Annotated in this window: 23 protein-coding genes; 15 read left to right on the top strand and 8 right to left on the bottom strand. The window is 71.9% G+C overall.

Features of this window, described 5'->3' with window-relative positions:
- Positions 1 to 159 precede the first annotated feature (159 nt).
- The 3 genes from ACFYX0_RS19815 (at position 160) to ACFYX0_RS19805 (ending at position 3,637) form a co-directional block, all read left to right on the top strand.
- Complete coding sequence (locus ACFYX0_RS19815; protein ID WP_388971780.1) at positions 160 to 1,320, top strand: PP2C family protein-serine/threonine phosphatase; 1,161 nt, start codon at positions 160 to 162, stop codon at positions 1,318 to 1,320.
- Between the two features lie 269 nt (positions 1,321 to 1,589).
- The gene (locus ACFYX0_RS19810) at positions 1,590 to 2,930 is read left to right on the top strand and encodes a transcriptional regulator (protein ID WP_388971778.1); all 1,341 of its coding nucleotides are present in this window, start codon (positions 1,590 to 1,592) and stop codon (positions 2,928 to 2,930) included.
- Positions 2,931 to 3,091: 161 nt separating this feature from the next.
- Positions 3,092 to 3,637, top strand: coding sequence for an NUDIX hydrolase (locus tag ACFYX0_RS19805; protein WP_311699173.1), 546 nt, complete (start codon positions 3,092 to 3,094; stop codon positions 3,635 to 3,637).
- Between the two features lie 18 nt (positions 3,638 to 3,655).
- Here the strand turns inward: ACFYX0_RS19805 and ACFYX0_RS19800 are convergent, their stop codons facing one another.
- Together ACFYX0_RS19800 and ACFYX0_RS19795 are read right to left on the bottom strand one after the other, a co-directional pair.
- Positions 3,656 to 3,913 (bottom strand): hypothetical protein, encoded by a 258-nt coding sequence (locus ACFYX0_RS19800; protein ID WP_388971776.1) that lies wholly within the window; start codon positions 3,911 to 3,913, stop codon positions 3,656 to 3,658.
- A gap of 216 nt (positions 3,914 to 4,129) precedes the next feature.
- The gene (locus ACFYX0_RS19795; protein WP_355910175.1) at positions 4,130 to 4,990 is read right to left on the bottom strand and encodes a 3-hydroxybutyryl-CoA dehydrogenase; all 861 of its coding nucleotides are present in this window, start codon (positions 4,988 to 4,990) and stop codon (positions 4,130 to 4,132) included.
- A gap of 222 nt (positions 4,991 to 5,212) precedes the next feature.
- Between ACFYX0_RS19795 and ACFYX0_RS19790 the strand changes: the two genes are divergently transcribed.
- Positions 5,213 to 6,436: a glycoside hydrolase family 10 protein gene (locus tag ACFYX0_RS19790; RefSeq protein WP_388971774.1), complete on the top strand. Its 1,224-nt coding sequence runs from the start codon at positions 5,213 to 5,215 to the stop codon at positions 6,434 to 6,436.
- Between the two features lie 257 nt (positions 6,437 to 6,693).
- Here the strand turns inward: ACFYX0_RS19790 and ACFYX0_RS19785 are convergent, their stop codons facing one another.
- Both ACFYX0_RS19785 and ACFYX0_RS19780 read right to left on the bottom strand, forming a co-directional pair.
- Positions 6,694 to 6,900, bottom strand: coding sequence for a DUF1918 domain-containing protein (locus tag ACFYX0_RS19785; protein ID WP_355909935.1), 207 nt, complete (start codon positions 6,898 to 6,900; stop codon positions 6,694 to 6,696).
- A gap of 96 nt (positions 6,901 to 6,996) precedes the next feature.
- Positions 6,997 to 7,935 carry a DMT family transporter gene (locus tag ACFYX0_RS19780; protein WP_388971772.1) on the bottom strand — a complete coding sequence of 313 codons (939 nt, stop codon included), beginning with the start codon at positions 7,933 to 7,935 and terminating at the stop codon, positions 6,997 to 6,999.
- Between ACFYX0_RS19780 and ACFYX0_RS19775 the strand changes: the two genes are divergently transcribed.
- The gene (locus tag ACFYX0_RS19775; protein WP_388971770.1) at positions 7,934 to 9,376 is read left to right on the top strand and encodes a PLP-dependent aminotransferase family protein; all 1,443 of its coding nucleotides are present in this window, start codon (positions 7,934 to 7,936) and stop codon (positions 9,374 to 9,376) included. The two genes, ACFYX0_RS19780 and ACFYX0_RS19775, sit on opposite strands and share 2 nt — an antisense overlap.
- A 164-nt stretch (positions 9,377 to 9,540) precedes the next feature.
- On the top strand, positions 9,541 to 10,119 hold the full coding sequence (locus ACFYX0_RS19770) for a histidine phosphatase family protein (RefSeq protein WP_388971769.1): 579 nt from the start codon (positions 9,541 to 9,543) through the stop codon (positions 10,117 to 10,119).
- A gap of 12 nt (positions 10,120 to 10,131) precedes the next feature.
- Here ACFYX0_RS19770 and ACFYX0_RS19765 read toward each other — a convergent pair whose 3' ends face one another.
- Complete coding sequence (locus ACFYX0_RS19765) at positions 10,132 to 10,584, bottom strand: DUF6314 family protein (protein ID WP_388971768.1); 453 nt, start codon at positions 10,582 to 10,584, stop codon at positions 10,132 to 10,134.
- A 533-nt stretch (positions 10,585 to 11,117) separates the two neighbouring features.
- Here ACFYX0_RS19765 and ACFYX0_RS19760 point away from each other — a divergent pair.
- The 9 genes from ACFYX0_RS19760 to ACFYX0_RS19720 all read left to right on the top strand — a co-directional run bounded on the left by ACFYX0_RS19760 (position 11,118) and on the right by ACFYX0_RS19720 (position 20,275).
- Entirely contained in the window at positions 11,118 to 13,730 is a 2,613-nt protein-coding gene (locus ACFYX0_RS19760; protein ID WP_388971829.1) for a YfhO family protein, read from the top strand.
- 53 nt (positions 13,731 to 13,783) lie between these two features.
- Positions 13,784 to 14,761, top strand: a complete 978-nt coding sequence (locus ACFYX0_RS19755; protein ID WP_388971766.1) for a glycosyltransferase family 2 protein — start codon at positions 13,784 to 13,786, stop codon at positions 14,759 to 14,761.
- Positions 14,761 to 15,180, top strand: a complete 420-nt coding sequence (locus ACFYX0_RS19750) for a GtrA family protein (RefSeq protein WP_388971764.1) — start codon at positions 14,761 to 14,763, stop codon at positions 15,178 to 15,180. The genes ACFYX0_RS19755 and ACFYX0_RS19750 overlap by 1 nt, the downstream gene beginning before the upstream one ends.
- Before the next feature lie 97 nt (positions 15,181 to 15,277).
- Complete coding sequence (argC, locus tag ACFYX0_RS19745; protein WP_388971762.1) at positions 15,278 to 16,306, top strand: N-acetyl-gamma-glutamyl-phosphate reductase; 1,029 nt, start codon at positions 15,278 to 15,280, stop codon at positions 16,304 to 16,306.
- Positions 16,303 to 16,428, top strand: a complete 126-nt coding sequence (locus ACFYX0_RS19740; RefSeq protein WP_355909958.1) for a hypothetical protein — start codon at positions 16,303 to 16,305, stop codon at positions 16,426 to 16,428. Before argC ends, ACFYX0_RS19740 begins: the two co-directional genes overlap by 4 nt.
- On the top strand, positions 16,425 to 17,576 hold the full coding sequence (gene argJ / locus ACFYX0_RS19735; protein ID WP_355909961.1) for a bifunctional glutamate N-acetyltransferase/amino-acid acetyltransferase ArgJ: 1,152 nt from the start codon (positions 16,425 to 16,427) through the stop codon (positions 17,574 to 17,576). Before ACFYX0_RS19740 ends, argJ begins: the two co-directional genes overlap by 4 nt.
- Complete coding sequence (gene argB, locus ACFYX0_RS19730; protein WP_388971760.1) at positions 17,573 to 18,490, top strand: acetylglutamate kinase; 918 nt, start codon at positions 17,573 to 17,575, stop codon at positions 18,488 to 18,490. The genes argJ and argB overlap by 4 nt, the downstream gene beginning before the upstream one ends.
- Positions 18,487 to 19,731 (top strand): acetylornithine transaminase, encoded by a 1,245-nt coding sequence (locus tag ACFYX0_RS19725; RefSeq protein WP_355909967.1) that lies wholly within the window; start codon positions 18,487 to 18,489, stop codon positions 19,729 to 19,731. The genes argB and ACFYX0_RS19725 overlap by 4 nt, the downstream gene beginning before the upstream one ends.
- A gap of 7 nt (positions 19,732 to 19,738) precedes the next feature.
- A complete protein-coding gene (locus tag ACFYX0_RS19720) occupies positions 19,739 to 20,275 on the top strand; it encodes an arginine repressor (protein WP_355909970.1) in 537 nt (178 codons plus the stop codon).
- 61 nt (positions 20,276 to 20,336) lie between these two features.
- On the opposite strand, the gene ACFYX0_RS19715 is transcribed toward ACFYX0_RS19720, so the two are convergent.
- The 3 genes from ACFYX0_RS19715 to ACFYX0_RS19705 all read right to left on the bottom strand — a co-directional run bounded on the left by ACFYX0_RS19715 (position 20,337) and on the right by ACFYX0_RS19705 (position 23,334).
- On the bottom strand, positions 20,337 to 21,074 hold the full coding sequence (locus ACFYX0_RS19715) for an FAD:protein FMN transferase (RefSeq protein WP_388971827.1): 738 nt from the start codon (positions 21,072 to 21,074) through the stop codon (positions 20,337 to 20,339).
- 63 nt (positions 21,075 to 21,137) lie between these two features.
- Positions 21,138 to 21,968 carry an FMN-binding protein gene (locus ACFYX0_RS19710; protein ID WP_388971757.1) on the bottom strand — a complete coding sequence of 277 codons (831 nt, stop codon included), beginning with the start codon at positions 21,966 to 21,968 and terminating at the stop codon, positions 21,138 to 21,140.
- A 28-nt stretch (positions 21,969 to 21,996) separates the two neighbouring features.
- Positions 21,997 to 23,334 carry a ferric reductase-like transmembrane domain-containing protein gene (locus ACFYX0_RS19705; RefSeq protein ID WP_388971825.1) on the bottom strand — a complete coding sequence of 446 codons (1,338 nt, stop codon included), beginning with the start codon at positions 23,332 to 23,334 and terminating at the stop codon, positions 21,997 to 21,999.
- Between the last annotated feature and the right edge of the window lie 118 nt (positions 23,335 to 23,452).

The raw sequence follows: 23,452 nt of genomic DNA, 5'->3' as shown, positions 1-23,452 counted from the left end.
CCCACGCAGCCCTTGGAGCCACCTCACTCATTAGGGTGGCAAGTCCCGATGATCCCGACCGGCAGTCGGTCCCGTCGACAGAATCGGACCGGCCCAGGGGCGTGAGGTGGGACTCCGCGGGCCGATTCTGCGCACTCGGGGCTCTCATGGGGGGCCGGCATGATCCGTATCAAGGCTGGGCCCCCTCGCGGGCCGCGGCCGGGTGTAGCGTCCGGCGGCCGGTTGGGCACGGCCGTCGCCCGGGGAGTCGGGCACCGCGTCCGCAGGGGCCCCCGCCGTCTGGGGCGGGCGTTCTCGGTCGGGCTGCCCACCGTGTGGGGCGCGACCGTGGTCACGTACAAACTTGCCTGTCCGCCCGCCCAGCAGCAGGCCCTCGGCGCGCGGATCGCGGGCAGCGCCGTGTTCCTGGCGGTCGGCGCGGGGCTGCTGCTGCACGTCCGCCACTTGTATCTGCGGGAGCTGAGACAGGCCCGCAAGGTCGCGGGCGCCGCCCAGAGCGTGCTGTTGCGCCCGCTGCCGCCGTGGGCCGACGGGCTGCGGGTGGCCGCGGCGCAGGTGTCAGCGGACCGCGGAGCCACCGTGGGCGGCGATCTGTACGAGGTGATCGCCACCGAGCACGGGGTGCGCATCGTGATGGGCGATGTGCGCGGACACGGACTCGCGGCCCTCGCCACCGCCGCCGCCGTCCTCGGCAGCTTCCGCGAGGCCGTGCACGACGAGCCCGAACTCGCCCCGGTGCTGCGCCGGCTGGACCGGGCACTGGCCCGGCATCTGCGCGAGCGGGCGCGGGCGGAACACCCCTCGTCCGGCCGGGACCCGCAGAGCCCGGTCGCGGAGGAGTTCGTGACCCTGCTGCTCCTGGAGATCGGCCGCGAGGGAGAGCTGCGCGTCCTCAACTGCGGCCATCCATGGCCGTATCTGCTCGACCGGGGCAGGGCCGTGCCCCTCAGCAACGCCGAACCCCTGCCTCCGCTCGGACCGTTCCCCCTGCCGGAGGATCTGCTCGCCGTCGACTGCGGACGACTGGAGCCCGGACAGGCGCTGTTCCTGCACACCGACGGCGCCGAGGACGCCCGGGACCCCCAGGGGCGGTTCTTCCCCCTGGCCACCGCCCTGACGGAGTCCGTACGCGACGGTGTCGTACCCCAGGGGGTGCTGCGCAGTGTGTTCGCCGGGCTGCTCCGCCACACCGGCGCACGTCTCACCGACGACGTGGCCCTCCTCGTGGTGCGCAACGACCGTCGCGGGGACGCCCCGTCGGGGGCGCGGGGCACCGCGGGACACGCGACGACGGATCCGCACCCGACGAACCACGGGTAGCCGCCCGCCCGTTCCCGCCGGAGCGCCGACGCGCCTCCGCCCCGCCACGGAGTGTCGGGCAAGCGGCGGGGCGGACGGCGCGGACTCGGGCCGCCGCACTGTACGAGGGGGAGCCGGCGGCCCGCCGGCCCCTTACGAGGGGTTTCAGTCAACCGGCCGGAAACTCTCCGCAACAGCGTACGTACCGCCCGGATCCGCGTACTCCGTTCACACCCCGTGTGAACCCGGACGCACTACGCTGTCGGCACCGAGCCACCGGAGGGCACCTCATGCAGCCCAACACCCTGCTCGACGCGATCCTCGACGAGGCCGGGGTCTCCCACGCGGGACTCGCCGCGCATGTCAACCAGGCGGGGCGGGCACGCGGACTGGCACTCCGGTACGAACACACCGCCGTGGCAAGGTGGTTGAAGGGCCAGCGGCCACGCGGCCAGGTGCCCGATCTGATCTGCGAGGTGCTCGCGGCCCGGCTGCGCCGCCCCGTCACCCTCGACGACATCGGACTCGGCGTACCCGGCGAACCGGCCGCCCCGCACGGCTCGGGCCTCTCCGGCTTCGTCGAACGGGCCACCGCCCTGTGGCGCTCCGACGAGCAGCAGCGCCCGCACATACTCGACGCCCCCGCGGTCACCGGCACGCCGGCCGTGATGCCGGTCTGGGAGTGGGAGAACCCGCCCGAGGACGTGGACGTCTCGCGTGGCGGCCGGCACCGGGTCACCCCCGCCGACATCGAGATGCTGCGCGCCGCCCGGAGCCACTACGAGCAGATGTACCGCAAGGCGGGCGGTATAGCGACCCGCAGCCGGATCGTCGGCTTCCTCAACACCGAGACCGCGCCGCTGCTGCGCGGCAGCTACACCGACGCGATGGGCCGTCAACTGCACCGTGCCACCGGGGGTCTGGTCGCGATCGCCGGTATCTGCGCCTACGACTCCGACGCGCTCGGCCTCGCCCAGCGCTACTTCCATCAGGCCCTGCGGCTGGCGAAGGCCAGCGGGGACCGGGGGCTCGGCGCGTACGTGATAGCGCTGCTGGTCAACCAGTCCCTGTTCATGAAGGAGTACCGGCAGGCCGTCGCCTTCGCTGAGGCGGCGCTGCGCACCGCGGGCCGCCACATCACCCCGGCGCTCGCCTCCGACCTCTACGCGATGCAGGCGAAGGCGTACGCGCATCTCGGCGACGCGACGAGCGCCCTGGACTGCATCCGGCAGGCCGAGTCGGCCGCCGAACGCATCCGGCGCGGCCACGAACCGGACGAGACCGGCTATGTGCAGCCCGGCCTCGTCCATGTCCAGGTCGCCGAGGCACTGCTCAGCCTCGGTGATCTGACCGCGGCGGGGGAGCACGCCGCGGCCGCCGTCCACACCCCCGCGCACGACCGCGGCCGGGTGCACCGGCTCGCCATGCTCAGCCAGATCGAACTGCGGCAGGGCAACGCCGACAGAGCGGCGGCCACCGCGGTCGAGATGGCAGAGCGGGCCCGGGGGATGGAGTCCATGCGGCTGCGCGACAGACTGCGCGCGGTACGCGAACACCTGGTGCGCAACGGCTCCGCGGGAACGGCCGAGGCGGCCGAACTCATCGACGGCGCACTGCGCGTACCGCTGTAGCCACCCCCTCGGCCCCTGCCGGAGCGCCGCGTGGGCCCCGTGGGGCTCCCGCCCGCGCGGACCCGAGTCCGCCGCTGCGCCGGGTATGCGCCGCTGTGAGCCTGCTGAGATGCCGCTCCTGCTGCGATATTGCCACTTACTCAGCGGAAGGTGGCAGAACCGTGCAGTGGACGAAACTGAACGAACAAACTGTGTATGCAAACCGCTGGTTCAGCGTCAATCTCGCCGATGTCGAGCTGCCGGACGGCCGGCACCTCGACCACTTCCTGATCCGGCTGCGGCCCGTCGCCGTGGCCACCGTCGTGAACGAGGCCAACGAGGTGCTGCTGTTGTGGCGGCACCGCTTCATCACCGACAGTTGGGGGTGGGAACTCCCGGCCGGGGTCGTGGAGGACGGTGAGGACATCGCCGTCGCGGCGGCCCGCGAACTCGAGGAGGAGACCGGCTGGCGGCCGGGACCTCTGCGCCATCTCATGAGCGTCGAGCCCTCCAACGGACTCACCGACGCCCGGCACCACGTCTACTGGGCCGACGAGGGCGAGTACGTCGGACACCCTGTGGACGACTTCGAGTCGGACCGCCGGGAGTGGGTCCCCTTGAAGCTCGTCCCCGACCTGGTCGCCCGGGGAGAGGTCCCGGCCGCCAACATGGCGGCCGCGTTACTGCTGTTGCACCACCTCAGGCTCGGACAGGACACACTGCCCTGAACGGCATGAGGCGGGGCGCTAGCGTCCCACTGCCTGCCAGATCGCCACGACGAGGGCGCCCACCGTCGTGAGGGCGGCCACCGCGGGCAGCGGCCAGCGCGTGTGCTCCAGCGCGACCACCCTCAGGCTCAACTCGTCCAGATCCTTGGCGGTCTCCTCGGCGCGATGACTGAGCAGCGTCAGCCCTCCCTCGACCCGCGCGTGCGCCACATCGAGGCGACGGCGTAACTCTGCGACTTCTCCATGGACCACGGGATGCTCGGGGTCGGCGGTCACGTGTCCGCTCCTTTCCGTAGTCGTCACATCCCTTGCATGTGCATGGAGAGTCAACTCGCCTGGTGGGCGCGTGGGGAGAGTGTGCGAAAGGCATATGCGTGTCCCCGGCACGCACGGTGTGTGAATGACACGGGCCCGGCACCGAAATCGGCACCGGGCCCGTCCTGCCCGGCCCCTGACTCACGGTCTGTGACCAGGCGGGCGAAAAACCCTGGATCAGCTGTAGGTGTAGAAGCCCGAGCCCGTCTTGCGGCCGAGCCGACCCGCCTCCACCATGCGCTGGAGCAGCGGGGGAGCGGCGTACAGCGGCTCCTTGTACTCCTCGTACATCGAGTTGGCGATGGAGACGATGGTGTCCAGGCCGATCAGGTCGGAGAGCTTCAGCGGGCCCATCGGGTGGGCGCAGCCCATCTCCATGCCGTTGTCGATGTCCTCACGGCCCGCGATGCCCGACTCGAACATCCGGATGGCGGAGAGCAGATAGGGCACGAGCAGCGCGTTGACCACGAAACCGGAGCGGTCCTGGGCACGGATCGCGTGCTTGCCGAGGTTTTTCTCCGCGAACAGCTGGGCCCGGCTGAGCGTGCCCTCGGAGGTGGTCAGCGCCGGGATCAGCTCGACGAGCTGCTGGACCGGGGCGGGGTTGAAGAAGTGTATGCCGACCACATGGTCCGGCCGCGAGGTGGCGACCGCGAGCTTCACCAGCGGGATCGAGGAGGTGTTGGAGGCGAGGATCGCGTCCGGGCGGGTCACCACCTGGTCGAGCACCTGGAAGATCTCCGTCTTCACCTGCTCGTTCTCGACGACGGCCTCGATCACGAGGTCACGGTCGGCGAACTCTCCGAGATCGGTGGTGAAGGTGAGGCGGGCCTGCGTCGCGTCCCGCTCCTCCTCGGAGATCTTGCCACGCTCGGCCGCCTTGGACAGCGAGTTGAGCAGGCGGGTCCGGCCGATCTCCAGGGCTTCGCCGGTGGTCTCGGCGACCTTCACGTCCAGTCCGGCGCGGGCGCACACCTCGGCGATGCCCGCTCCCATCTGGCCGCAGCCCACCACTCCGACGCGTTCGATGTCGGTCACATCGTCCCTTTCGCTGATCATCGGGCCTGGGTAAGGGGGTCTGCGCACCACGCCGGCTCGCGCGATCACAGGACGCCCCCGGGCAGGGCCCCCGTGGTTCGGTGCCTGCTCTCGACCCTGCACGTTACCCCCGGCGTGCCGATGATCGATCGTCCGGGTCGGGGCCGCCTCCAGGGGATACGATCCATGCCGGACGGAATCAGGACGTATGGGGACGAGTGCATGCGACGAGTGTCACGCAGGGCGTTCATGGTGACCGCCTTGTCGACCCTGGTGACGGCGAGTGACGCCCATGCGCAGCCTGCCCGCGCGGCGGCCGTCAAAGAGATGCGGGGGATGTGGCTGGCGACCGTGTTCGGCCGCGACTGGCCCTCCCGGGCGGGACTGCCGGCCACCGTGCAGCGCGCCGAGCTGCGCGCCTGCCTCGACGCCGCGGTACGGCGCCGGCTGAACACCGTCTTCTTCCAGGTACGCCCCTCCGCCGACGCCCTGTGGCCGTCGCCCTACGAGCCGTGGTCCGAGTACCTGACCGGCACCCAGGGGAAGAACCCGGGCTGGGACCCGCTCGGCACCGCGATCGAGGAGGCGCACGCCCGGGGCCTTGAGCTGCACGCCTGGTTCAACCCGTACCGGGTGGCCTCCCACACCGACCTGACGCGGCTCGCCCCCGGGCACCCCGCCCGTCGGCACCCGGACTGGGTGGTCTCCTACGGCGGCAAGCTGTACTACAACCCCGGACTGCCGCAGGTGCGCAGATTCGTCGAGGACGCGATCCTCGACGCCGTGCGCCGCTATCCGGTGGACGGCGTCCACTTCGACGACTACTTCTACCCGTACCCCGTCCGGGGCGCGGTCTTCGACGACGACGCGGCGTACGCGGCCCACGGCTCCGGGTTCACCGGCCGGGCCGCCTGGCGGCGCCACAACATCGACCTCCTGGTGCAGGAGACCGCGGCGCGCGTCCACGCGCTGCGGCCCGCCGCCCGCTTCGGCATCAGCCCCTTCGGGGTGTGGCGCAACGCCGACACCGACCCCCGCGGCTCGGACACCCGGGCCGGGGTGCAGACGTACGACGACCTGTACGCGGACACCCGCAGATGGGTGAGGTCCGGCTGGCTCGACTACATCTGCCCGCAGATCTACTGGAACATCGGCTTCCGCGCCGCCGACTACGCGGCGCTCGTGCCCTGGTGGGCGGACGTGGCCCGGGGCACGCGCGTGCAGCTGTACGTGGGCGAGGCGCTCTACAAGGCGGGGGACCCGACACAACCCGACGCCTGGCAGGACCCGGCGGAACTCTCGCGCCACCTCAGCCTCGCCGCGTGGTACCCGCAGGTGCGCGGTCATGTGTTCTTCGCCGCCAAAGAGGTGAGGACGGATCCGGCCGGGGCGATGGCGCAGGTCGTCGCCGACCACTACGGGCAGCCCGCGAAGCCCCCGCGCTGAATCTGTGCCCGGGCCGCCGTGCCCGGGCCGCCGCGCCCGGGCCGCCGTGCCCGGATGGCCTGCGCGGCACCAGGGCGGGACCCGTTGAGATCCGGGCCCGGCCGTCCGGTCCTCGTCCTAGGCCCTGTCGTCAAACTCCCGCCTGCCCCGCGACGCCATGCGCGCTCCCCCACTCTCGGCTTCGTTCGAGCGGAAGGGCCCCCACGTCGCCGCAGAGCCCGCCCTCCGGGCGGACGACGGGAGTTTGACGACAGGACCTAGCGTCCGATCTGCTGACCCATCTCCTTGTGGCGGATCTCGGTGTCGGGTCCGGGGGAGCACACGCCCTCGTGCCCGTCCTGGAAGCGGACGCGATACGGCGGGTTGCCGTCCGAGCCCATCACTTCCACGATCTCGCCGACCTTGTCGTGCTGCCCGACGATCCTGCCGTGCTGCACCAATTTGTCGCCCACAGTCGCGCGCATCTGGGGGGCCTCCTCGTCACATGCGGGAGTATCGGTCCGTGGCCGTCTCGTACGGCCGGTGGCGCCGGTCGACCCGGTCCGCGCGCCCCAACCCGGTCAGGCTCTCGCCCGCTGGGTGACCGCGATACACACCAGCACCGCGGCGGCCGTCAGCGGAGCGGCCGGGGTGAGATGCTCACCGAGGAGCAGTACCGACCACACCAGTGTGAGCAGCGGCTGTGCCAGCTGCAACTGGCTGGCACGGGGGATTCCGACGGCCGCCATGCCCCGGTACCAGACGACCAGGCCCAGGAACTGGGAGCCGGCCGCCACCCACAGCACCCCCGTCACGGCGTGCGCGATGAGGTGGACGGGCTCGTAGGAGAGGGCGAGGAGCACGCCCGGCACGCTGAGCGGCAGACACATCACCAGCGCCCAGCCGATCACCTGCCAGCCCGGCATGACCCGGGCCAGCCGGCCGCCCTCGGTGTAGCCCGCGGCGCAGATCAGCAGGGCCCCGAAGAGATAGGCGTCCGCGCCGGTCAGCGCGCCGCCGCTCTGCTGCACGGTGAACGCGATGACGGCCGCGGCGCCGGCCAGGGCGGCGAGCCAGAAGGTACGGGAGGGGCGGACGCCCATGCGCAGGGCGGAGAAGACGGCGGTCGTGAGCGGGAGCAGCCCCACGACCACCGCGGCGTGCGCGGTCGTCGAGGTGCGCAGGGCGAGGGTGGTCAGCAGCGGGAAGCCGAGCACGACCCCGGCCGCGACCACGACGATCCCCGCCCGGTGCGACCGCGCGGGCACGGGGACCCGGAGCGCGAGCAGACAGCTGCCGGCGATGACGGCGGCCAGCGCGCTGCGCACCGCCACCAGCGACCAGGGACCGAACCCCTCCAGCCCCCAGGCGGTGGCGGGGAACGTCAGGGAGAAGGCGACGACCCCGAGGGCGGCCTGCAGGGTGCCGCCGTAGCGCGGGGCCGGGCGGGTGGCGGTGCCGCCGTCGGGCTGCGCGGCCGCTATCGCCGCGGTCTTGATAGCGCTATCCTGTTCTCTCATGCAAGAGGGTAGCAGTGTCGAGGAACTGGCGGGCAGACTGCGGTCCGAGGTGAAGCGCTACTCTCCAGGAGAGAAGCTGCCGTCCAGCCGGGCACTCGTCGAGCGATTCCGGGTCAGCCCGGTGACCGTGTCCCGCGCGTTCGCGCAGCTGGCCGGCGAGGGGCTCGTGGTGACGCGGCCCGGGGCCGGCGCCTTCCGGGCCGAGCCGCGTGCGACGGCCCCCGAGGTCGGGGACACCGCCTGGCAGGAGGTCGCCCTCAGCGCGGAGGGCGCCGCCGAGCTCGTGCCCCGCAGCGTCGACGCCTCCGGTGTGCTGGACTCCCTCGCCGCCCCGCCCCCCGGTGTCGTCGAGTTCAACGGCGGCTATCTGCACCCCGCCCTGCAGCCGGAGCGTGCCATGGGCGCGGCCCTGTCCCGGGCCGGGCGCCGCCCGGGGGTGTGGGCCCGGCCGCCGGTGGAGGGCGTGGCCGAGCTGCGCGAGTGGTTCGCGCGCGGGATCGGCGGCGCGATCACCGCGTCCGACGTACTGATCACGGCAGGCGGCCAGTCCGCGCTGACCACCGCACTGAGGGCCTTGGCATCGCCCGGCGCCCCCGTGCTGGTCGAGTCGCCCACCTACCCCGGCATGCTGGCGATCGCCCGCGCGGCGGGTCTGCGGCCCGTGCCCGTGCCGGTCGACTCCGACGGGCTGAAACCGGCCCTGCTCGCGGACGCCTTCCGGGCGAGCGGCGCCCGCGTCGTCGTCTGTCAGCCGCTGTTCCAGAACCCGACCGGCGCCGTGCTCGCGCCGGAGCGCCGGCGCGAGGTGCTGCACATCGCGCGCGAGGCCGGGGCGTTCGTCATCGAGGACGACTTCGTACGGCGACTGGCGCACGAGGACGCCGGTCCGCTGCCGGCGCCGCTGATCGCGGAGGATCCCGACGGGGTCGTCGTGCATGTCTCCTCGCTCACCAAGGCCACCTCGCCCAGCTTCCGGGTCAGCGCGCTGGCCGCACGCGGCCCGGTCCTGGAACGGCTGCGCGCGATCCAGGTCGTCGACACGTTCTTCGTGCCGCGCCCGCTCCAGGAGGCCGCGCTCGAACTCGTCGGCTCGCCCGCGTGGCCCCGCCATCTGCGCGCCGTCGCCGCCGAGTTGAAGCAGCGCCGGGGCACGCTGACCGCCGCCCTCGGCCTGCATCTGCCGGAACTCGCCCTGCCGCACATCCCCTCCGGCGGATACCACCTGTGGACCCGGCTGCCCGACGGCACCGATGAGTCGGCGCTCGTCGCGGGCGCCCTGCGAGCGGGCGTCGCGGTCGCCCGGGGCCGCCCCTACTTCAGCGCCGAACCCCCCGCCGCCCACCTCCGGCTGAGCTTCGCGGCCGTCGCCGGGACCGGGGAAATCCTGGAGGGCATACGGCGTCTGCGCACCGCCTGCGACCATGTGCTCGGTCCCCGGTAGCGACAGGTGCCGGACCGGACAGATCCATGGACGCGGGCCGGCGGACGAAACGGGACACCGGCCCACAGACGCACCGCTCGGGGCCCGGTCACGCGGACGATGCCCTTGGTATCCGCTGAGTAACGGGTCTTGACCTGCGCACTTGCGCGTCACACCATCGCCGTGTGCATGTTCGGGTCACGTTCGTCGCCGCCGCGCGCAGCTCCACGCTGCTCGCGGAACGTTTCGAGGACGACCGCCCGCTGGACCAGGCGGGCTGGGACGAGGTGCAACGGGCCGCCCGGGATCTGGTGCCGCTGGCGGCGGCCGAGCTGCGCTACTGCTCGCCCACGCCACGGAGCCGGGCGACCGGCGACGCGCTCGGGTACGCGCCGCTGGTGCAGCTCGCGCTGCGGGACTGCGACATGGGCCGCTGGCGCGGGTTCACGCTGGGGGAGGCGATGGCCCGGGAGCCCTCGGCGGTGGACGCCTGGCTCGCGGACCCCCGCTCCACACCGCACGGCGGCGAGTCGCTGCACGGGTTCATCTCCCGGGTGGGCGGCTGGCTGGAGACCCGTCCGGTGAACGACGGCAGCCGGGTCGTGGCCGTGGCGGAGCCGTCGGTGGTGCGGGCCGCCCTGGTCTATGCCCTGCGGGCGCAGCCGTCGGCGTACTGGAACATCGACGTCCGTCCGCTGTCGACGGTCACGCTCGCCGGACGCGACGGACGCTGGAACCTCCGCCTGGAGCCGGAGGCCCGGTAGACCGGGCAGGGCCTAGCGCTCGCGCACGTAGTCGGTGGTCAGCACCAGGTCCTTCGCGGGACCGCCCACGCGCCACACCGTGCGCCAGTGGTCCGCGTCCCGGACGGTGAACTCGCCCCCGTACAGGTCCGCCGCGCACGGATGGTCGGCGACATGGCGGCCGGTGGTGAGATCGAGGTCGTGGAACGGGCGGCCGTCCACGAACCGCACCTGCGCCGTGCCGGCGGAGTCCCCGGGCAGGAACCACAGCGTCCGCTCGGCGGGCCGCGGAGTGCCTCGCCAGACGAACGTGCCGGACTCCTGGTGCAGCAGCCCGTCGCCGCCGTCCTCCAGCGGCGAGAACACCGTCGTCCCGCTGAAGCGGCCCTCCTCGCCGCTAGCGAGGTCGCGTACGACACGCTCGACGCTCCACCGCCCGGCGAGATGGGCGAGCACGTCCGGCACGGGCCAGAAGCTGGAATCCATGCCGTCGACCCTATGCCCGGGGCCGGGCGGGCCCGGAACCGCCCGCGCCCGCGGTGCATGACGACAGCGCAACGTCCCAGCACGCATTCGGAATTAATCACCTCACTTTTCCATGTGGATGCAACCGTTTCGAAGCAGTGCCGGTCTAAGTCGGCGAATCGATGACGTACGGGGAACGACATCCCCGGATGGGACGTCTTGCGTCCCCCATTCCCTGGGAGCCTGCCGAGAATGGTTTGCCCGACCCTGCCCATCGCCGGTTTTCCGTATGTGTCCCCGGTGCTTCCGGCAGCCGCCGAATCTCTCTCGGTCCGCTTCTTCCGGGAAAGCGCGGCCGGTTGCCGTCGTGGAAGAGACGTTCCTCACGGAAACCCGCGCCGCCGTGTGAACAGGGAGAGGACGTGAAACCCACAACCCCTCCCGAGCCGGAGACCGAGGCGCCCCAGGGGGCCGACCGGCCACCCGTGCCCGCCCCGAGCCGGCCTGTCGATCCGTCACCCGGCCGGCCTGCCGACCGCCGTCGCCGCCTGCGGCTGCCCCGGCCGACCCGACCCGGGCCGGCCGGGGCCCTGCTCGCGGCGGTCATCACCGTCACGGTGTCCTGCGCGGCCGGTGTCGTCGCCCGCACCTTCCCCTTCGGCCCCCGCACCCGCAGCATCAACGACCTGGGCAACCAGTACGTGCCCTTCCACGCGCACCTGTGGGACCTGCTGCACGGAAGGGCCGACGGCGGACTCCTGGTCAACTGGCAGTCCGGCTTCGGCACCGGCTTCCTGCCCGACCTCGGTACGTATCTCGGCAGCCCGTTCGCCCTGCTCGTGGCGGTGTTCCCACGGAACGAGATCGACCTCGCGGTCTATGTGATCACCGTGCTGAAGACGGCCGCGGCGGCCGCCGCCATGGCCGTGCTGCTGCTCGCCCTGCGCCCCGGTCGCTGGTGGGCGGCGGGACTGCTGGGCGCGTCCTACGCCCTGTGCGGGTGGAGCGTCACCGACGCCGCGTACAACCCCATGTGGCTCGACGGCCTCATCGCCCTGCCACTGCTGTGCCTGGTTGGCGAATGGGCGCTGAGCGGACGGCGCCGGGTGCTCGGGATCCTGGTCGTGGCGCTCTCCTGGGCCGCCAACTTCTACACCGCGTACATGGCGACTTTCGCCGCGGCCCTGGTGCTGCTGCTCCGCCTCCGGCTCACCCGGCCGCCGCGCCGGCAGGCGCTCGCGGCGGTGGGCCGGGCCTGTGTCACCGTCGGCCTCGGCGTCGGTCTCGCGGCACCTCTGGTGACGGTGGTGTATTTCGGCACCGGGCACGCCTACCCGGGCAGGACCAGCCAGTTCGTCCCGGTGGCGAGCCAGGACCTGCTGGCCCGTCTGCTGCCGACGACGTACAGCTTCAGCACACCGGCCGTGTACGTGGGCATCACCGCGCTGCTGCTGGCCCTCGCCCTGCCCTTCCACCGCGGGGTGCCCCGACGGGTGCGCACCGGGTGGACGCTGCTGGTGGTCGCGGTGGCGCTGTCCCTGCAGTGGGCGCCGACCAGTCTGGTCTGGCACGCCTTCACCACCCCGCAGGGCAGCTCCTACCGGCAGGCCTTCGTCCTGTGCGCGCTGCTGGTGATCGCCGCGTGGCACGCGCTCGCATACGGCGTGCCCGCCCCGCGCGCACTGGCCGCGGCGGGCGCGCTCCTGGCGCTCATCACCGCCGTCGCCGGCTGCAGCGCTCTGGTGCGTCCCTTCGCCTGGCCGGTGCTGCTGCTCGCCGCCGTGGGCGCCCTGGGCGGGCTGGCCCTGCTCGGTCTCACCGACCGCGGGCGGCTCGCCCGGGGTGGGCGCCGTACCGTCCTGGCCGGGCTCGCCGTGGCGCTGCTCCTCGGCGGGCAGTTCGGCGAGACCACCGCCACCGCCGCCGTGGCCACCCGGCTGCGGCTCGCGCACATGGACGACTACGCGCCCTGGGGCGCGCGGCAGGAACAGCAGGCGGACGCGATCGCCGAGGCCGACGGCTGGCCCCGGTACCGCACCGATCCGGGCCGCGAGCAGACCGTCGGCAACGACCCGCTGCTGGTGGGCGGTCAGGGCGCCCAGTACTACAGCAGCCTCACCTCCGACGTCCTCAGCCGTACGCTGACCGCCCTCGGAGACGGCTGGACCTCGCGGGGCCGGAATCTGCAGAGCCTGGACAACGCGGTCACGGACGCGATCTTCTCCGTGGGCGCGCGGGTGCACTCGCCGCCGGACCCGCACCAGAACTGGTTCCCACAGGACGGCAGCGGGGTGACCGTCTCGCGGCAGGACGTGCCGCCCCTGGTCACCGTACGGCCGTCCGCCGGGCGCAGGGAGGTGACGGCCTTCGGTCCGTCGCCGTACCGCAACCAGGAACTGCTGCTCGGCGCCCGGGTCTACACCGTGCCCCGCCTGACGGTGCGCACCAGCGCCGGAAGGCCGCCGAGCCGCAGCGAGGACGCGCGGCCGGGCCTGCGCATCGGTGCCGTTCCCGATGCCGTGCGGCGGCCGTCCATCACCGCCGACTGCCCGGCGGGCAGCGAGGTGTACCTGTGGGCGCCGCACTTCTCGGGCACCGCGCGCCTCGCGAGCGACCCCGCCACCGGGCCGACCGGGCGGTTCCGGTCCGACTACCCCGTCACCAAGATCGCCGCCATGCAGCGGCTGGGCAGGGTTCCGGCGTCCGGCCGGCTGCGGATCGAGCTGTCCCCCGACCGGACGGGCGTCATCCCGGACGGGGCGGTCGGCTGCCTGGACACCGGTCGGCTGCGCACCGCCGTCGGGCATCTGACGGCCACCGGCGCCACCGACGTGACCGTCTCCGACGGCACAGTCCGGGCCCATTTGCCCGCCGGCAGCACCGGCACCGCCGTCGTCGCGGCCCCCCGTATCGCGGGCTGGCGCTGCGCCACGGGCGGGGCCTCCGCTGTGCCCGCGGGGCAGTACCTCGGGCTGATCGCCGTGCCGCTGGACGGCTCCTCGACCAGCCTGACCTGCACCTTCCATCCGCCCGGCCTGCGGCTGGGCGGGGCGGTCGGGGCCGTCTCGCTGCTGTCCCTGGTGCTGCTGTGCGTGGTCACGGCCGTCCGCCGCCGGCGTGCCGCGGGCCACCCGGCTCCATCCATGACCACTCGTCCGAGCGCATGACCGACGCTCATCGACCACGCGTTCACGCCGACCGCGTCCTCAAGGGGAGAACCATGCTCATCTCGATCGTCGCACCCTGCTACAACGAGGAAGAAGTCATAGGGCGATTCCACGACGAGGTCCAGAAGGTCGCGGACGAACTTCTTCCGCTCGGCCACGACATGGAGTTCGTGTACGTCGACGACGGCAGCCGCGACGAGACCCTCGCGGCCCTGAAGCAGCTGGCCGCCCTCGACGCGCGGGTGCGGTACGTCTCCTTCAGCCGCAACTTCGGCAAGGAGGCGGCACTGCTCGCCGGGCTGCGCCATGCCTCGGGGGACTCCGTGATCGTCATGGACGCGGATCTGCAGCACCCGCCGGAACTGATACCGCGCATGGTGGACCTGTGCGGACAGGGCTACGACCAGGTGATAGCCCGGCGCAGCAGGACCGGTGACCGGATCGCCCGCACGGTCACGGCCCGCCTGTACTACCGGCTGGTCAACCGGCTCGTCGACGTGGAACTCATGGACGGCGTCGGCGACTTCCGGCTGCTGTCCCGGCGCACGGTGGACGCCGTCCTGTCCCTCAGCGAGTACAACCGGTTCTCCAAGGGCCTGTTCGCCTGGGTCGGGTTCCCCGCCACCACCTTCGAGTACGACAACGCGGTGCGCGAGCACGGCCGCAGCTCGTGGTCCTTCCGGAGCCTGCTCAACTACGGGCTGGACGGCGTGCTCTCCTTCAACAACAGGCCGCTGCGCGCCGCGCTCTACCTGGGGATGGGCCTGCTGCTGCTGGCGGGGGTGTACACGGCGTGGATCGTGGTCGCCGCGCTGGTCCATGGTGTGCAGACGCCCGGCTATGTCACGATCATCAGCGCCGTCACCGCGCTCGCGGGCGTGCAGATGATCATGCTCGGGGTCATCGGGGAGTACACCGGCCGGATCTACTACGAGGTCAAGAGGCGTCCGCACTTCCTGGTGCAGGCGACGAACGTGGAGCGCGTGGAGCGCCGCACGGCCCGCGACACGGCAAAGGACCTCATTCCCTGATGCGCTTCACACCTTCGCGTCCCATGGCGAGACAGATTCTCACTTTCGCCGTGGTGGGCGTGGTCAACACCGCCACGTATTACGGACTTTACCTTCTGTTCCTCCTCCGTTTGCCTTATCTTGCGGCGCACATTCTCGCGTTCGCCCTCAGCATGGTCGGTTCGTTTTTTCTCAATGCGCGCTTCACCTATCGGACGCGCCCCACCTGGCGGAAATTCCTATTGTTCCCTCTGACGAACGCGACCAATTTCCTGGTCACGACGGTGGGTGTGTATGTGATCGTCGACGTCCTCCATGCCGGGAACGCATTCGCCCCGCTGCTCGCCTCCGCCGCGGCGATTCCCGTCACCTTCGTCGTCTCCCGGACGATCATGCTTCCCCGGGACGGGGGTGCTCCGGTGCGGCTTCCGGTGCGGTGACGCGTCGCGGAGGTCACCATCGAGGGAGAGGCACGATCTCCAGGATTGCATAAACGTGCAGCAATACGTATAGTCATGCCATCCAGGAGGAGGTTCCATGACGGTACGTGCGGCGGTCGCCGGAGCGAGCGGATACGCGGGTGGGGAGCTGCTGCGTCTGCTCCTGGCACATCCCGAGGTCGAGATCGGCGCCCTGACCGGGAACTCCAACGTCGGACAGCGCCTGGGCGCGCTGCAACCACATCTGCTGCCCCTGGCCGACCGCGTGCTCCAGGAGACCGCCCCCGAGGCGCTCGCCGGGCACGACGCGGTCTTCCTCGCCCTGCCCCACGGTCAGTCCGCCGCGGTCGCCGAGCAGCTCGGGGCGGAGGTGCTGGTGATCGACATGGGCGCGGACTTCCGGCTGGAGAACGCGGCCGACTGGGAGAGGTTCTACGGCACCCCGCACGCCGGCACCTGGCCCTACGGCCTTCCCGAACTTCCCGGTGGCCGCACCCGGCTCACCGGGACCCGGCGCATCGCGGTGCCCGGCTGCTACCCGACCGCCGTCTCCCTCGCGCTCTTCCCCGCGTACACCGCGGGCCTCGCCGAGCACGAGGCCGTGATCGTGGCTGCCTCGGGCACCTCCGGCGCCGGCAAGGCCCTCAAGCCGAACCTGCTGGGCAGCGAGGTCATGGGATCGATGTCCCCGTACGGCGTCGGCGGCGTGCACCGGCACACCCCCGAGATGATCCAGAACCTCAGCGCGGTCGCCGGGGAGGCCGTCTCGGTCTCCTTCACCCCGACCCTCGCGCCCATGTCCCGCGGCATCCTGGCCACCTGCAACGCGAAGGCCCGGCCCGGTGTCACCGCCGAGTCCGTCCGCGCCGCCTACGAGAAGGCCTTCGCCGACGAGCCCTTCGTCCATCTGCTCCCCGAGGGACAGTGGCCCGCCACCGCGTCCGTCTGCGGTTCCAACGCCGTTCAGGTGCAGGTCGCGTACGACGCCGCTGCGCATCGCATCATCGCGATCAGCGCCATCGACAATCTGACCAAGGGCACCGCGGGCGGTGCCGTCCAGAGCATGAACATCGCCCTCGGGCTCGACGAGACCACGGGGCTTTCCACGATCGGAGTCGCACCGTGAGCGACGTACGTGCAGCCACCGGGCCGCGGACCGGGGGCACCTCCCAGGCCCTTATGGCACTGGGGGAGAAGGCCGCACCGCTGCGCCGCACGGGCGGAGAAGCGAACAAGGAGTCGCAGTGAGTGTCACGGCAGCAAAAGGATTCACGGCGGCCGGTGTCGCTGCCGGGATCAAGGGGAACGGCAACCCGGACCTGGCCCTCGTGGTCAACAACGGGCCCCGCCGCGCCGCCGCGGGCGTCTTCACCTCCAACCGTGTGAAGGCCGCGCCCGTGCTGTGGTCCGAGCAGGTCCTCAAGTCGGGCGAGGTCTCCGCGGTCGTCCTCAACTCCGGCGGCGCCAACGCCTGCACCGGGCCCAAGGGCTTCCAGGACACCCACGCGACCGCCGAGAAGGTCGCCGACGTCCTCGGCCGGGGCGCCATCGAGGTGGCCGTCTGCTCCACCGGCCTCATCGGTGTCCTGCTCCCCATGGACAAGCTGCTCCCGGGCATCGACACGGCCGCCGCCCAGCTGTCCGAGCACGGCGGCGAGAAGGCGGCCATCGCCATCAAGACCACCGACACCGTCCACAAGACCTCCGTGGCGAGCCGCGGCGGCTGGACCGTGGGCGGCATGGCCAAGGGCGCCGGCATGCTCGCGCCGGGCCTCGCCACCATGCTGGTCGTCCTCACCACGGACGCCGAGGCCGACCAGGAGACCCTGGACCGGGCCCTGCGCGCCGCCACCAAGGTCACCTTCGACCGGGTCGACTCCGACGGCTGCATGTCCACCAACGACACCGTCCTGCTGCTCGCCTCCGGGGCGTCCGGCATCACCCCGGAGTACGCGGAGTTCGCCGAGGCCGTCCGGGAGGTCTGCGCCGACCTGGGGCGTCAGCTCATCGGCGACGCCGAGGGCGCCAGCAAGGACATCAAGGTCGAGGTCGTGGGCGCCGCCACCGAGGAGGACGCCGTGGAGGTGGGCCGCTCCATCGCCCGCAACAACCTCCTCAAGTGCGCGATCCACGGCGAGGACCCCAACTGGGGCCGCGTCCTGTCGGCGATCGGCACCACCCGGGCCGCCTTCGAGCCGGACCAGCTCAACGTCGCCATCAACGGCGTCTGGGTCTGCAAGAACGGCTCCGTGGGCGAGGACCGCGAACTGGTCGACATGCGCTACCGCGAGGTGCACATCGTCGCCGACCTCGCCGCCGGCAGCGAGACCGCCACCATCTGGACCAACGACCTCACCGCCGACTACGTCCACGAGAACAGCGCCTACTCCTCATGAGCACCGGAAAGACGCGTAAGCACACCGCCCTGCCCAAGGCCAAGATCCTCATCGAGGCGCTGCCCTGGCTGACCCGTCACCACGGCAAGACCGTCGTCATCAAGTTCGGCGGGAACGCCATGGTGAACGACGAGCTCAAGGCCGCCTTCGCCCAGGACGTCGTCTTCCTGCGGCACGCCGGCCTCAAGCCCGTCGTCGTGCACGGCGGCGGTCCCCAGATCAGCGCGGCGCTCGACCGGCAGGGCATTCCCACCGAGTTCAAGGCGGGCCTGCGGGTCACCACCGAGGAGGCCATGGACGTGGTGCGCATGGTGCTCGCCGGACACGTGCAGCGCGAGCTGGTCGGGCTGCTCAACCAGCACGGCCCGTTCGCCGTCGGCCTCACCGGCGAGGACGCGCACACCATCACCGCCACCAAGCACCGGCCCGAGATCGACGGCCAGTTGATCGACATCGGGCGGGTCGGCCAGATCACCGAGATCGACACGGGCGCGATCGAGGCGCTGCTCGCCGACGGCCGTATCCCGGTCGTCTCCTCGATCGCCCGCAGTCAGGACGACGGACATGTCTACAACGTCAATGCTGATACGGCGGCTGCGGCACTCGCTGCGGCACTGGGCGCCGAAACCCTCATGGTCCTCACGGACGTCGAGGGACTCTACGAGGACTGGCCCCACTCCGACGAGGTGATCAGCCGCCTCACCGCCTCCCAGCTGGAGAAGCTGCTGCCGGAGCTGTCCTCCGGCATGGCCCCGAAGATGGAGGGCTGTCTGTTCGCCGTGCGCAACGGCGTCACCACCGCCCGCGTCCTAGACGGCCGGGTCCAGCACTCGATCCTGCTGGAGATCTTCACCGACGAGGGCATCGGCACGATGGTCGTGCCCGACGATTTCGCCCAGGGGGGCGCCGTATGACCGGTACGACCGATGCCACCGCCGACTCCGCCGGCGTGGCGCACTCCGCCAACCACGAGCTGACCCGGCGCTGGCGGGGCGCGCTCATGAACAACTACGGCACCCCCAGGCTGCCTCTGGTCCGCGGCGAGGGCACCCGGCTGTGGGACGCCGACGGCAAGGAGTACCTCGACTTCGTCGGCGGCATCGCGGTCAACGCGCTCGGCCACGCCCACCCCGCGGTCGTCGAGGCGGTCGGCCGGCAGATCGCCTCCCTCGGCCATGTCTCCAACCTGTTCATCGCCGAACCGCCCGTCGCCCTCGCCGAACGGCTGCTCCAGCTCTTCGGCCGGGACGGCAAGGTGTTCTTCTGCAACTCCGGTGCCGAGGCCAACGAGGGCGCCTTCAAGATCGGCCGGCTCACCGGGCGCACCCATATGGTCGCCACCCACGGCGGCTTCCACGGCCGCACCATGGGCGCCCTCGCGCTCACCGGCCAGCCCGGCAAGCAGGAGCCCTTCCGGCCGCTGCCCGGCGAGGTCACGCACGTTCCCTACGGCGACGCACAGGCGCTGGCCGCCGCGGTCACCGAGGACACCGCCCTCGTGATCGTCGAGCCCGTCCAGGGTGAGAACGGGGTCGTCGTCCCGCCCGCCGGCTATCTCAAGGCGGCCCGGGCGATCACCGCGGCCACCGGGGCGCTGCTCGTGCTCGACGAGGTGCAGACCGGTATCGGCCGTACCGGCCACTGGTTCGAGTACCAGGCGCACGACGGCGTCCTGCCGGACGTGGTCACGCTCGCCAAGGGGCTCGGCGGCGGACTGCCGCTCGGCGCCACCGTCGCCTTCGGCCGCGCCGCCGAACTGCTCCAGCCGGGCCAGCACGGCACGACCTTCGGCGGCAACCCCGTCTCCTGCGCCGCCGGCCTCGCCGTTCTCGACACCATCGCGGCCGACGGTCTGCTGGAGAACGTCAAGCGGCAGAGCGAGCGACTGCGGGAGGGAATCGAGTCGCTGGGGCACCCGCTGATCGGCCATGTCCGGGGTGCGGGCCTGCTCCTGGGTATCGTGCTCAGCGAGCCGCTCGCACAGCAGGTGCAGCAGGCGGCTCAGGACGCCGGTCTCCTGGTGAACGCGCCCGCCCCGAACGTCGTACGGCTGATGCCGCCGCTGAACCTCGGCGATGACGAAGTGGCGGCGTTCCTCCGGGCGCTTCCCGGTGTCCTCGACGCAGTGAACGGGGACGGACGATCCGGAGAATGAGACGACGATGACCCAGGCGCAGGACCATGAGCACACGGGACCGGCCGTGCCGCAGACCCGCACCGCGCGCCACCGCCGGATCGTGGACATTCTCAACCGGCAGCCGGTGCGCTCCCAGAGTCAGTTGGCGAAACTTCTCGCCGACGACGGGCTGAACGTCACGCAGGCGACGCTCTCCCGGGACCTGGACGAGCTGAACGCGGTGAAGATCCGCAACACGGACGGCGATCTGATCTACGCGGTCCCGAGCGAGGGCGGCTTCCGCACCCCGCGCGCACCGCTGGGCGGTTCGGCCAAGGAGGAGCGGATGCGGCGCCTGTCCCAGGAGCTGCTGATCTCCGCGGAGGCGTCCGCGAATCTCGTGGTCCTGCGCACCCCGCCGGGTGCGGCACAGTTCCTGGCCTCGGCCATCGACCAGGCGGAACTGCACGACATCCTCGGCACCATCGCGGGTGACGACACCGTGCTGCTGATCAGCCGGGATCCGACCGGGGGCCAGGCGCTCGCGGACCATCTGCTGCGGCTGGCGCAGGCGGGGCACTGACACACGTCCCGCACACATGGGGAGGGCGCACCGGTCACCGGTGCGCCCTCCCCATGTGCGGTCAGCCCAGCCGGGACGCCAGGCCGCCCGTGCACCGGACCTCGTCGCCCGCCGTGATCAGCAGCGCTTCCACGTCCGGCAGCGACTCCAGCCAGGCCAGCCCTTCCCGCGAACCCATCGCGAACGCGGCCGTCGCCCAGCAGTCGGCCCAGGTCAGCCGGGGAGCCACCACGGTCACGGCGACCAGGTCGGTCACCGCCGAGCGCCCGGTGCGCGGGTCCACGATGTGCGCGCCGCGCTCCGCCGTCCCGGACGTTGCCACGGCCAGCTCGTCGGCATGGGCCGCGGAGACCACCGCGGCGAGCCCGCCGGGGCGCAGCGGATCCGACACCCCGACCCGCCAGGGGCGGTGCGGCCCGGGAACCCCGTGCAACTGGACGTCGCCGCCGCCGTTGACGCTCACTCCGCTCGCCCCGGTCGCGGACAGCAGCCGGGCCGCCCGTTCGACCGCCCAGCCCTTGACGATCCCGGTCGGGTCGGTCCGTCCCTCGTAGCGCGTGCTGAACCAGCCGTCGCTGAGCCGCTCCGCCTCGGCGCCGAGCGCGAGCACCTCGGCGACCTCCGGGTCGCACTCCTCGACGGTCGTCTCACCGCGGGCGAGCCGCGAGATCTGGCTGTTCTCCCGGTAGGTGCTGAACACCTCGTCCACCCGGTGGAGTCCGGCGATCGCCTCCTCCAACGCGGTGCGCACGGCCTCGGGTTCGCCGCCGCGCACATCGAAGGAGACGACGGTGCCCATCACCTCCTCCGCGTGGCGCAGCACGGGCGGAGCCCCGGCGGGACCGGTCACCTCTTCGGACACTCAGCCACCGGCCTTGTCCAGGGCCGACTGCAGGGACTGCTTGTACCCGGCGCTGGTGTACGTCGCGCCGGAGACCGCGTCGATGTTCGCACTCTGTGCGCTCACCGCCTCCTGGTTGAGCTTGGGGACGGACATCGCGGTCTTCTGGTCGCTGAGTCCGCCCTTGGGCGCCTGGACGGCCTCGGCCTTGGTGATCTTCCCGCCGCTGAGGGTGAGGCGCACCTGGACGTTGCCGTACTGGGTCTGGGCCACGTTACCCAGGACCGTACGCGCCTGGGCCGACGACCCCGACGACCCGGAGCCGCCGGCGGAAGCTTTGCCGCCCGCGGAGCCGTTGCCGGCCGCGGAGCCGGAGGAGGAGCCGCCCGACGCGGCCTTCGCCTTGTCGATCGCCGACTGCAGCGACTGCTTGTAGCCACCGCTGGTGTAGGTGGCGCCCGAGACCGCGTCGATCTGCGCGCTCTGCGCGGCGACGGCCTCCTGGTTGAGCTTCGGGACGGACATGGCCGTCTTCTGGTCGCTGAGTCCGCCCTTGGGCGCCTGGACGGCCTCGGCCTTGGTGATCTTCCCGCCGCTCAGCGTCAGCCGCACCTGGACATCGCCGTACTGCGTCTTGGCCACCTCACCGGTGACGGACTGCGCGCCGGTCTGCTGTCCGCTGCCGCCCTGCGGCGCCTCCTGGGCCGCGGCCGTCTGCTGCGCCGCGACCCCGCCCGCCGCCTGGGCGGACGCCGGACCCGACGCCGGCTTCAGCGACAGCAGCAGGACGATCCCTGACACGGTGGCGGCGCCGGCGAGCACGGCACGCCGTATGGGGTGGCTCTTCCTCATCGCTCCCAAAGCTCCTGAATCCCGTCGCTCACATCTCGAACGACTCGTGATGGATGCGGCGGGCGGGAACTCCCGCGCCGCGCACTGCTTCGTACACCTGCTGTGCGAATCCGGGCGGTCCGCACATGAAGACGTCGTGGCGGTCGATGTCCGGCAGCTTCCGGCGCAGGGTGTCCGCCGAGATGTCCGGACGCTCCCCCTCCGGGCTGTTGACCGCGTACATCAGCCGGGCGCCGCGCTCCTCGGCGATCTGGGCCAACTCGTCCCACAGAGCCAGGTCCTGGGTGGTGTTCGCCCGGTAGAGCAGGGTCAGATCGCCGGGCGCGCCGGGCAGCGTCTCGAACAGCGCCCGCATCGGCGTGATGCCGACACCACCGGCCACCAGCAGCACCTTGCCGCGGCTGCGCCGGTCCGCCGTCAGCGCCCCGTAGGGGCCCTCCGCCCACACCCGGGTTCCGGGCGTGAGGTCCCGCAGCGCGGAGCTGTGGTCGCCGATGGCCTTCACCGTGATGCGCAGCATGTTGGGGCGGGGGGCCGCGGAAAGGGAGTACGGGTGCGAGCTGAAGCGCAGGCCGGGCGCGAGGAAGCGCCAGCGGAAGAACTGCCCCGCCGTCGCGCCGATCCGGTGCAGCTTCCGGCCCGTCATCAGTACCGAGACGATGCCGGGCGTCTCCTCGATGACCGCCTCGACGCGCAGCCGGTGGCGCAGGTTCAACCGCAGCGGGGTGAGGATGCGGTACCAGATCACCAGCGCGGTCACCGAGCCGTAGAGGGCGTACCAGGCCGTCTTGGCCTCGGGCTGGACGGCGAACTCGTTGCCGGTCGACAGCTGGTGCCAGAAGGACAGATACGTGGCCGCGTAGGTGAGCAGATGGACGTGGTACCAGAGGTCGTACGACATCCTGCGGCGGATCGGGCCCATCGAGATGAGCCCGATGAGGATCAGCAGACCCGTGCCGATGGCGGCCTTGCCCACGTCCGGCAGCTGGTTGATCGAGTCGATGGTCTGCTGCACGATCCCGCCCAGCCCCTTGCCGCTCTGCAGGGCGTAGGCCCACATGGTCAGGAAGAGGTGGGCGAGGACCAGGCAGATGGTGTACCGGCCGGTCATGGCGTGCCAGCGGGCGACCCGGTCGGAGCCGACCCGCCGCTCCAACGCGGGAACCCGCGCCATCTGGAGCACGACCAGGGCCATCAGATAGCCGGCGAGCAGGCCGGTGATCCGCCCCGCGTTGAGGATCCTGCTGTTGTTGTCGGCGATGGACGGGGTGTTCATCCACCACAGCCAGATGACGCCCGCCGCGCCCGCCCAGACCGCGACCAGCAGCGGGACGGCAGGGGAGCGGCGTGGGCGGATGGCGCGCATCGTCTGGCGCCGCGCGGCGCGGCCACCGGCGATCGTGGACACGGTGTCCTCCGTGATCCTCCGTGGGACGGGTGAGGCCAGTGGCCCCCTTGGCCCAGAGGTACGTGCGAGACCTGCC

Origin of the sequence: Streptomyces sp. NPDC002573 (assembly GCF_042889625.1) — a bacterium.
Taxonomy (GTDB): Bacteria; Actinomycetota; Actinomycetes; order Streptomycetales; family Streptomycetaceae; genus Streptomyces; species Streptomyces gibsoniae.
This window is presented reverse-complemented; position numbering and strand designations above follow the sequence as displayed.

Excerpts from the sequence above, each read along its gene's own strand:
- ACFYX0_RS19815 (WP_388971780.1), top strand. The coding sequence starts at position 160 with ATGATCCGTATCAAGGCTGGGCCCCCTCGCGGGCCGCGGCCGGGTGTA.
- ACFYX0_RS19810 (WP_388971778.1), top strand. The coding sequence starts at position 1,590 with ATGCAGCCCAACACCCTGCTCGACGCGATCCTCGACGAGGCCGGGGTC.
- ACFYX0_RS19790 (WP_388971774.1), top strand. The coding sequence starts at position 5,213 with ATGCGACGAGTGTCACGCAGGGCGTTCATGGTGACCGCCTTGTCGACC.
- ACFYX0_RS19785 (WP_355909935.1), bottom strand. The coding sequence starts at position 6,900 with ATGCGCGCGACTGTGGGCGACAAATTGGTGCAGCACGGCAGGATCGTC.
- ACFYX0_RS19775 (WP_388971770.1), top strand. The coding sequence starts at position 7,934 with ATGCAAGAGGGTAGCAGTGTCGAGGAACTGGCGGGCAGACTGCGGTCC.
- ACFYX0_RS19780 (WP_388971772.1), bottom strand. The coding sequence starts at position 7,935 with ATGAGAGAACAGGATAGCGCTATCAAGACCGCGGCGATAGCGGCCGCG.
- ACFYX0_RS19765 (WP_388971768.1), bottom strand. The coding sequence starts at position 10,584 with ATGGATTCCAGCTTCTGGCCCGTGCCGGACGTGCTCGCCCATCTCGCC.
- ACFYX0_RS19755 (WP_388971766.1), top strand. The coding sequence starts at position 13,784 with ATGCTCATCTCGATCGTCGCACCCTGCTACAACGAGGAAGAAGTCATA.
- ACFYX0_RS19750 (WP_388971764.1), top strand. The coding sequence starts at position 14,761 with ATGCGCTTCACACCTTCGCGTCCCATGGCGAGACAGATTCTCACTTTC.
- argC (WP_388971762.1), top strand. The coding sequence starts at position 15,278 with ATGACGGTACGTGCGGCGGTCGCCGGAGCGAGCGGATACGCGGGTGGG.
- argB (WP_388971760.1), top strand. The coding sequence starts at position 17,573 with ATGAGCACCGGAAAGACGCGTAAGCACACCGCCCTGCCCAAGGCCAAG.
- ACFYX0_RS19725 (WP_355909967.1), top strand. The coding sequence starts at position 18,487 with ATGACCGGTACGACCGATGCCACCGCCGACTCCGCCGGCGTGGCGCAC.
- ACFYX0_RS19720 (WP_355909970.1), top strand. The coding sequence starts at position 19,739 with ATGACCCAGGCGCAGGACCATGAGCACACGGGACCGGCCGTGCCGCAG.
- ACFYX0_RS19715 (WP_388971827.1), bottom strand. The coding sequence starts at position 21,074 with ATGGGCACCGTCGTCTCCTTCGATGTGCGCGGCGGCGAACCCGAGGCC.
- ACFYX0_RS19710 (WP_388971757.1), bottom strand. The coding sequence starts at position 21,968 with ATGAGGAAGAGCCACCCCATACGGCGTGCCGTGCTCGCCGGCGCCGCC.
- ACFYX0_RS19705 (WP_388971825.1), bottom strand. The coding sequence starts at position 23,334 with ATGCGCGCCATCCGCCCACGCCGCTCCCCTGCCGTCCCGCTGCTGGTC.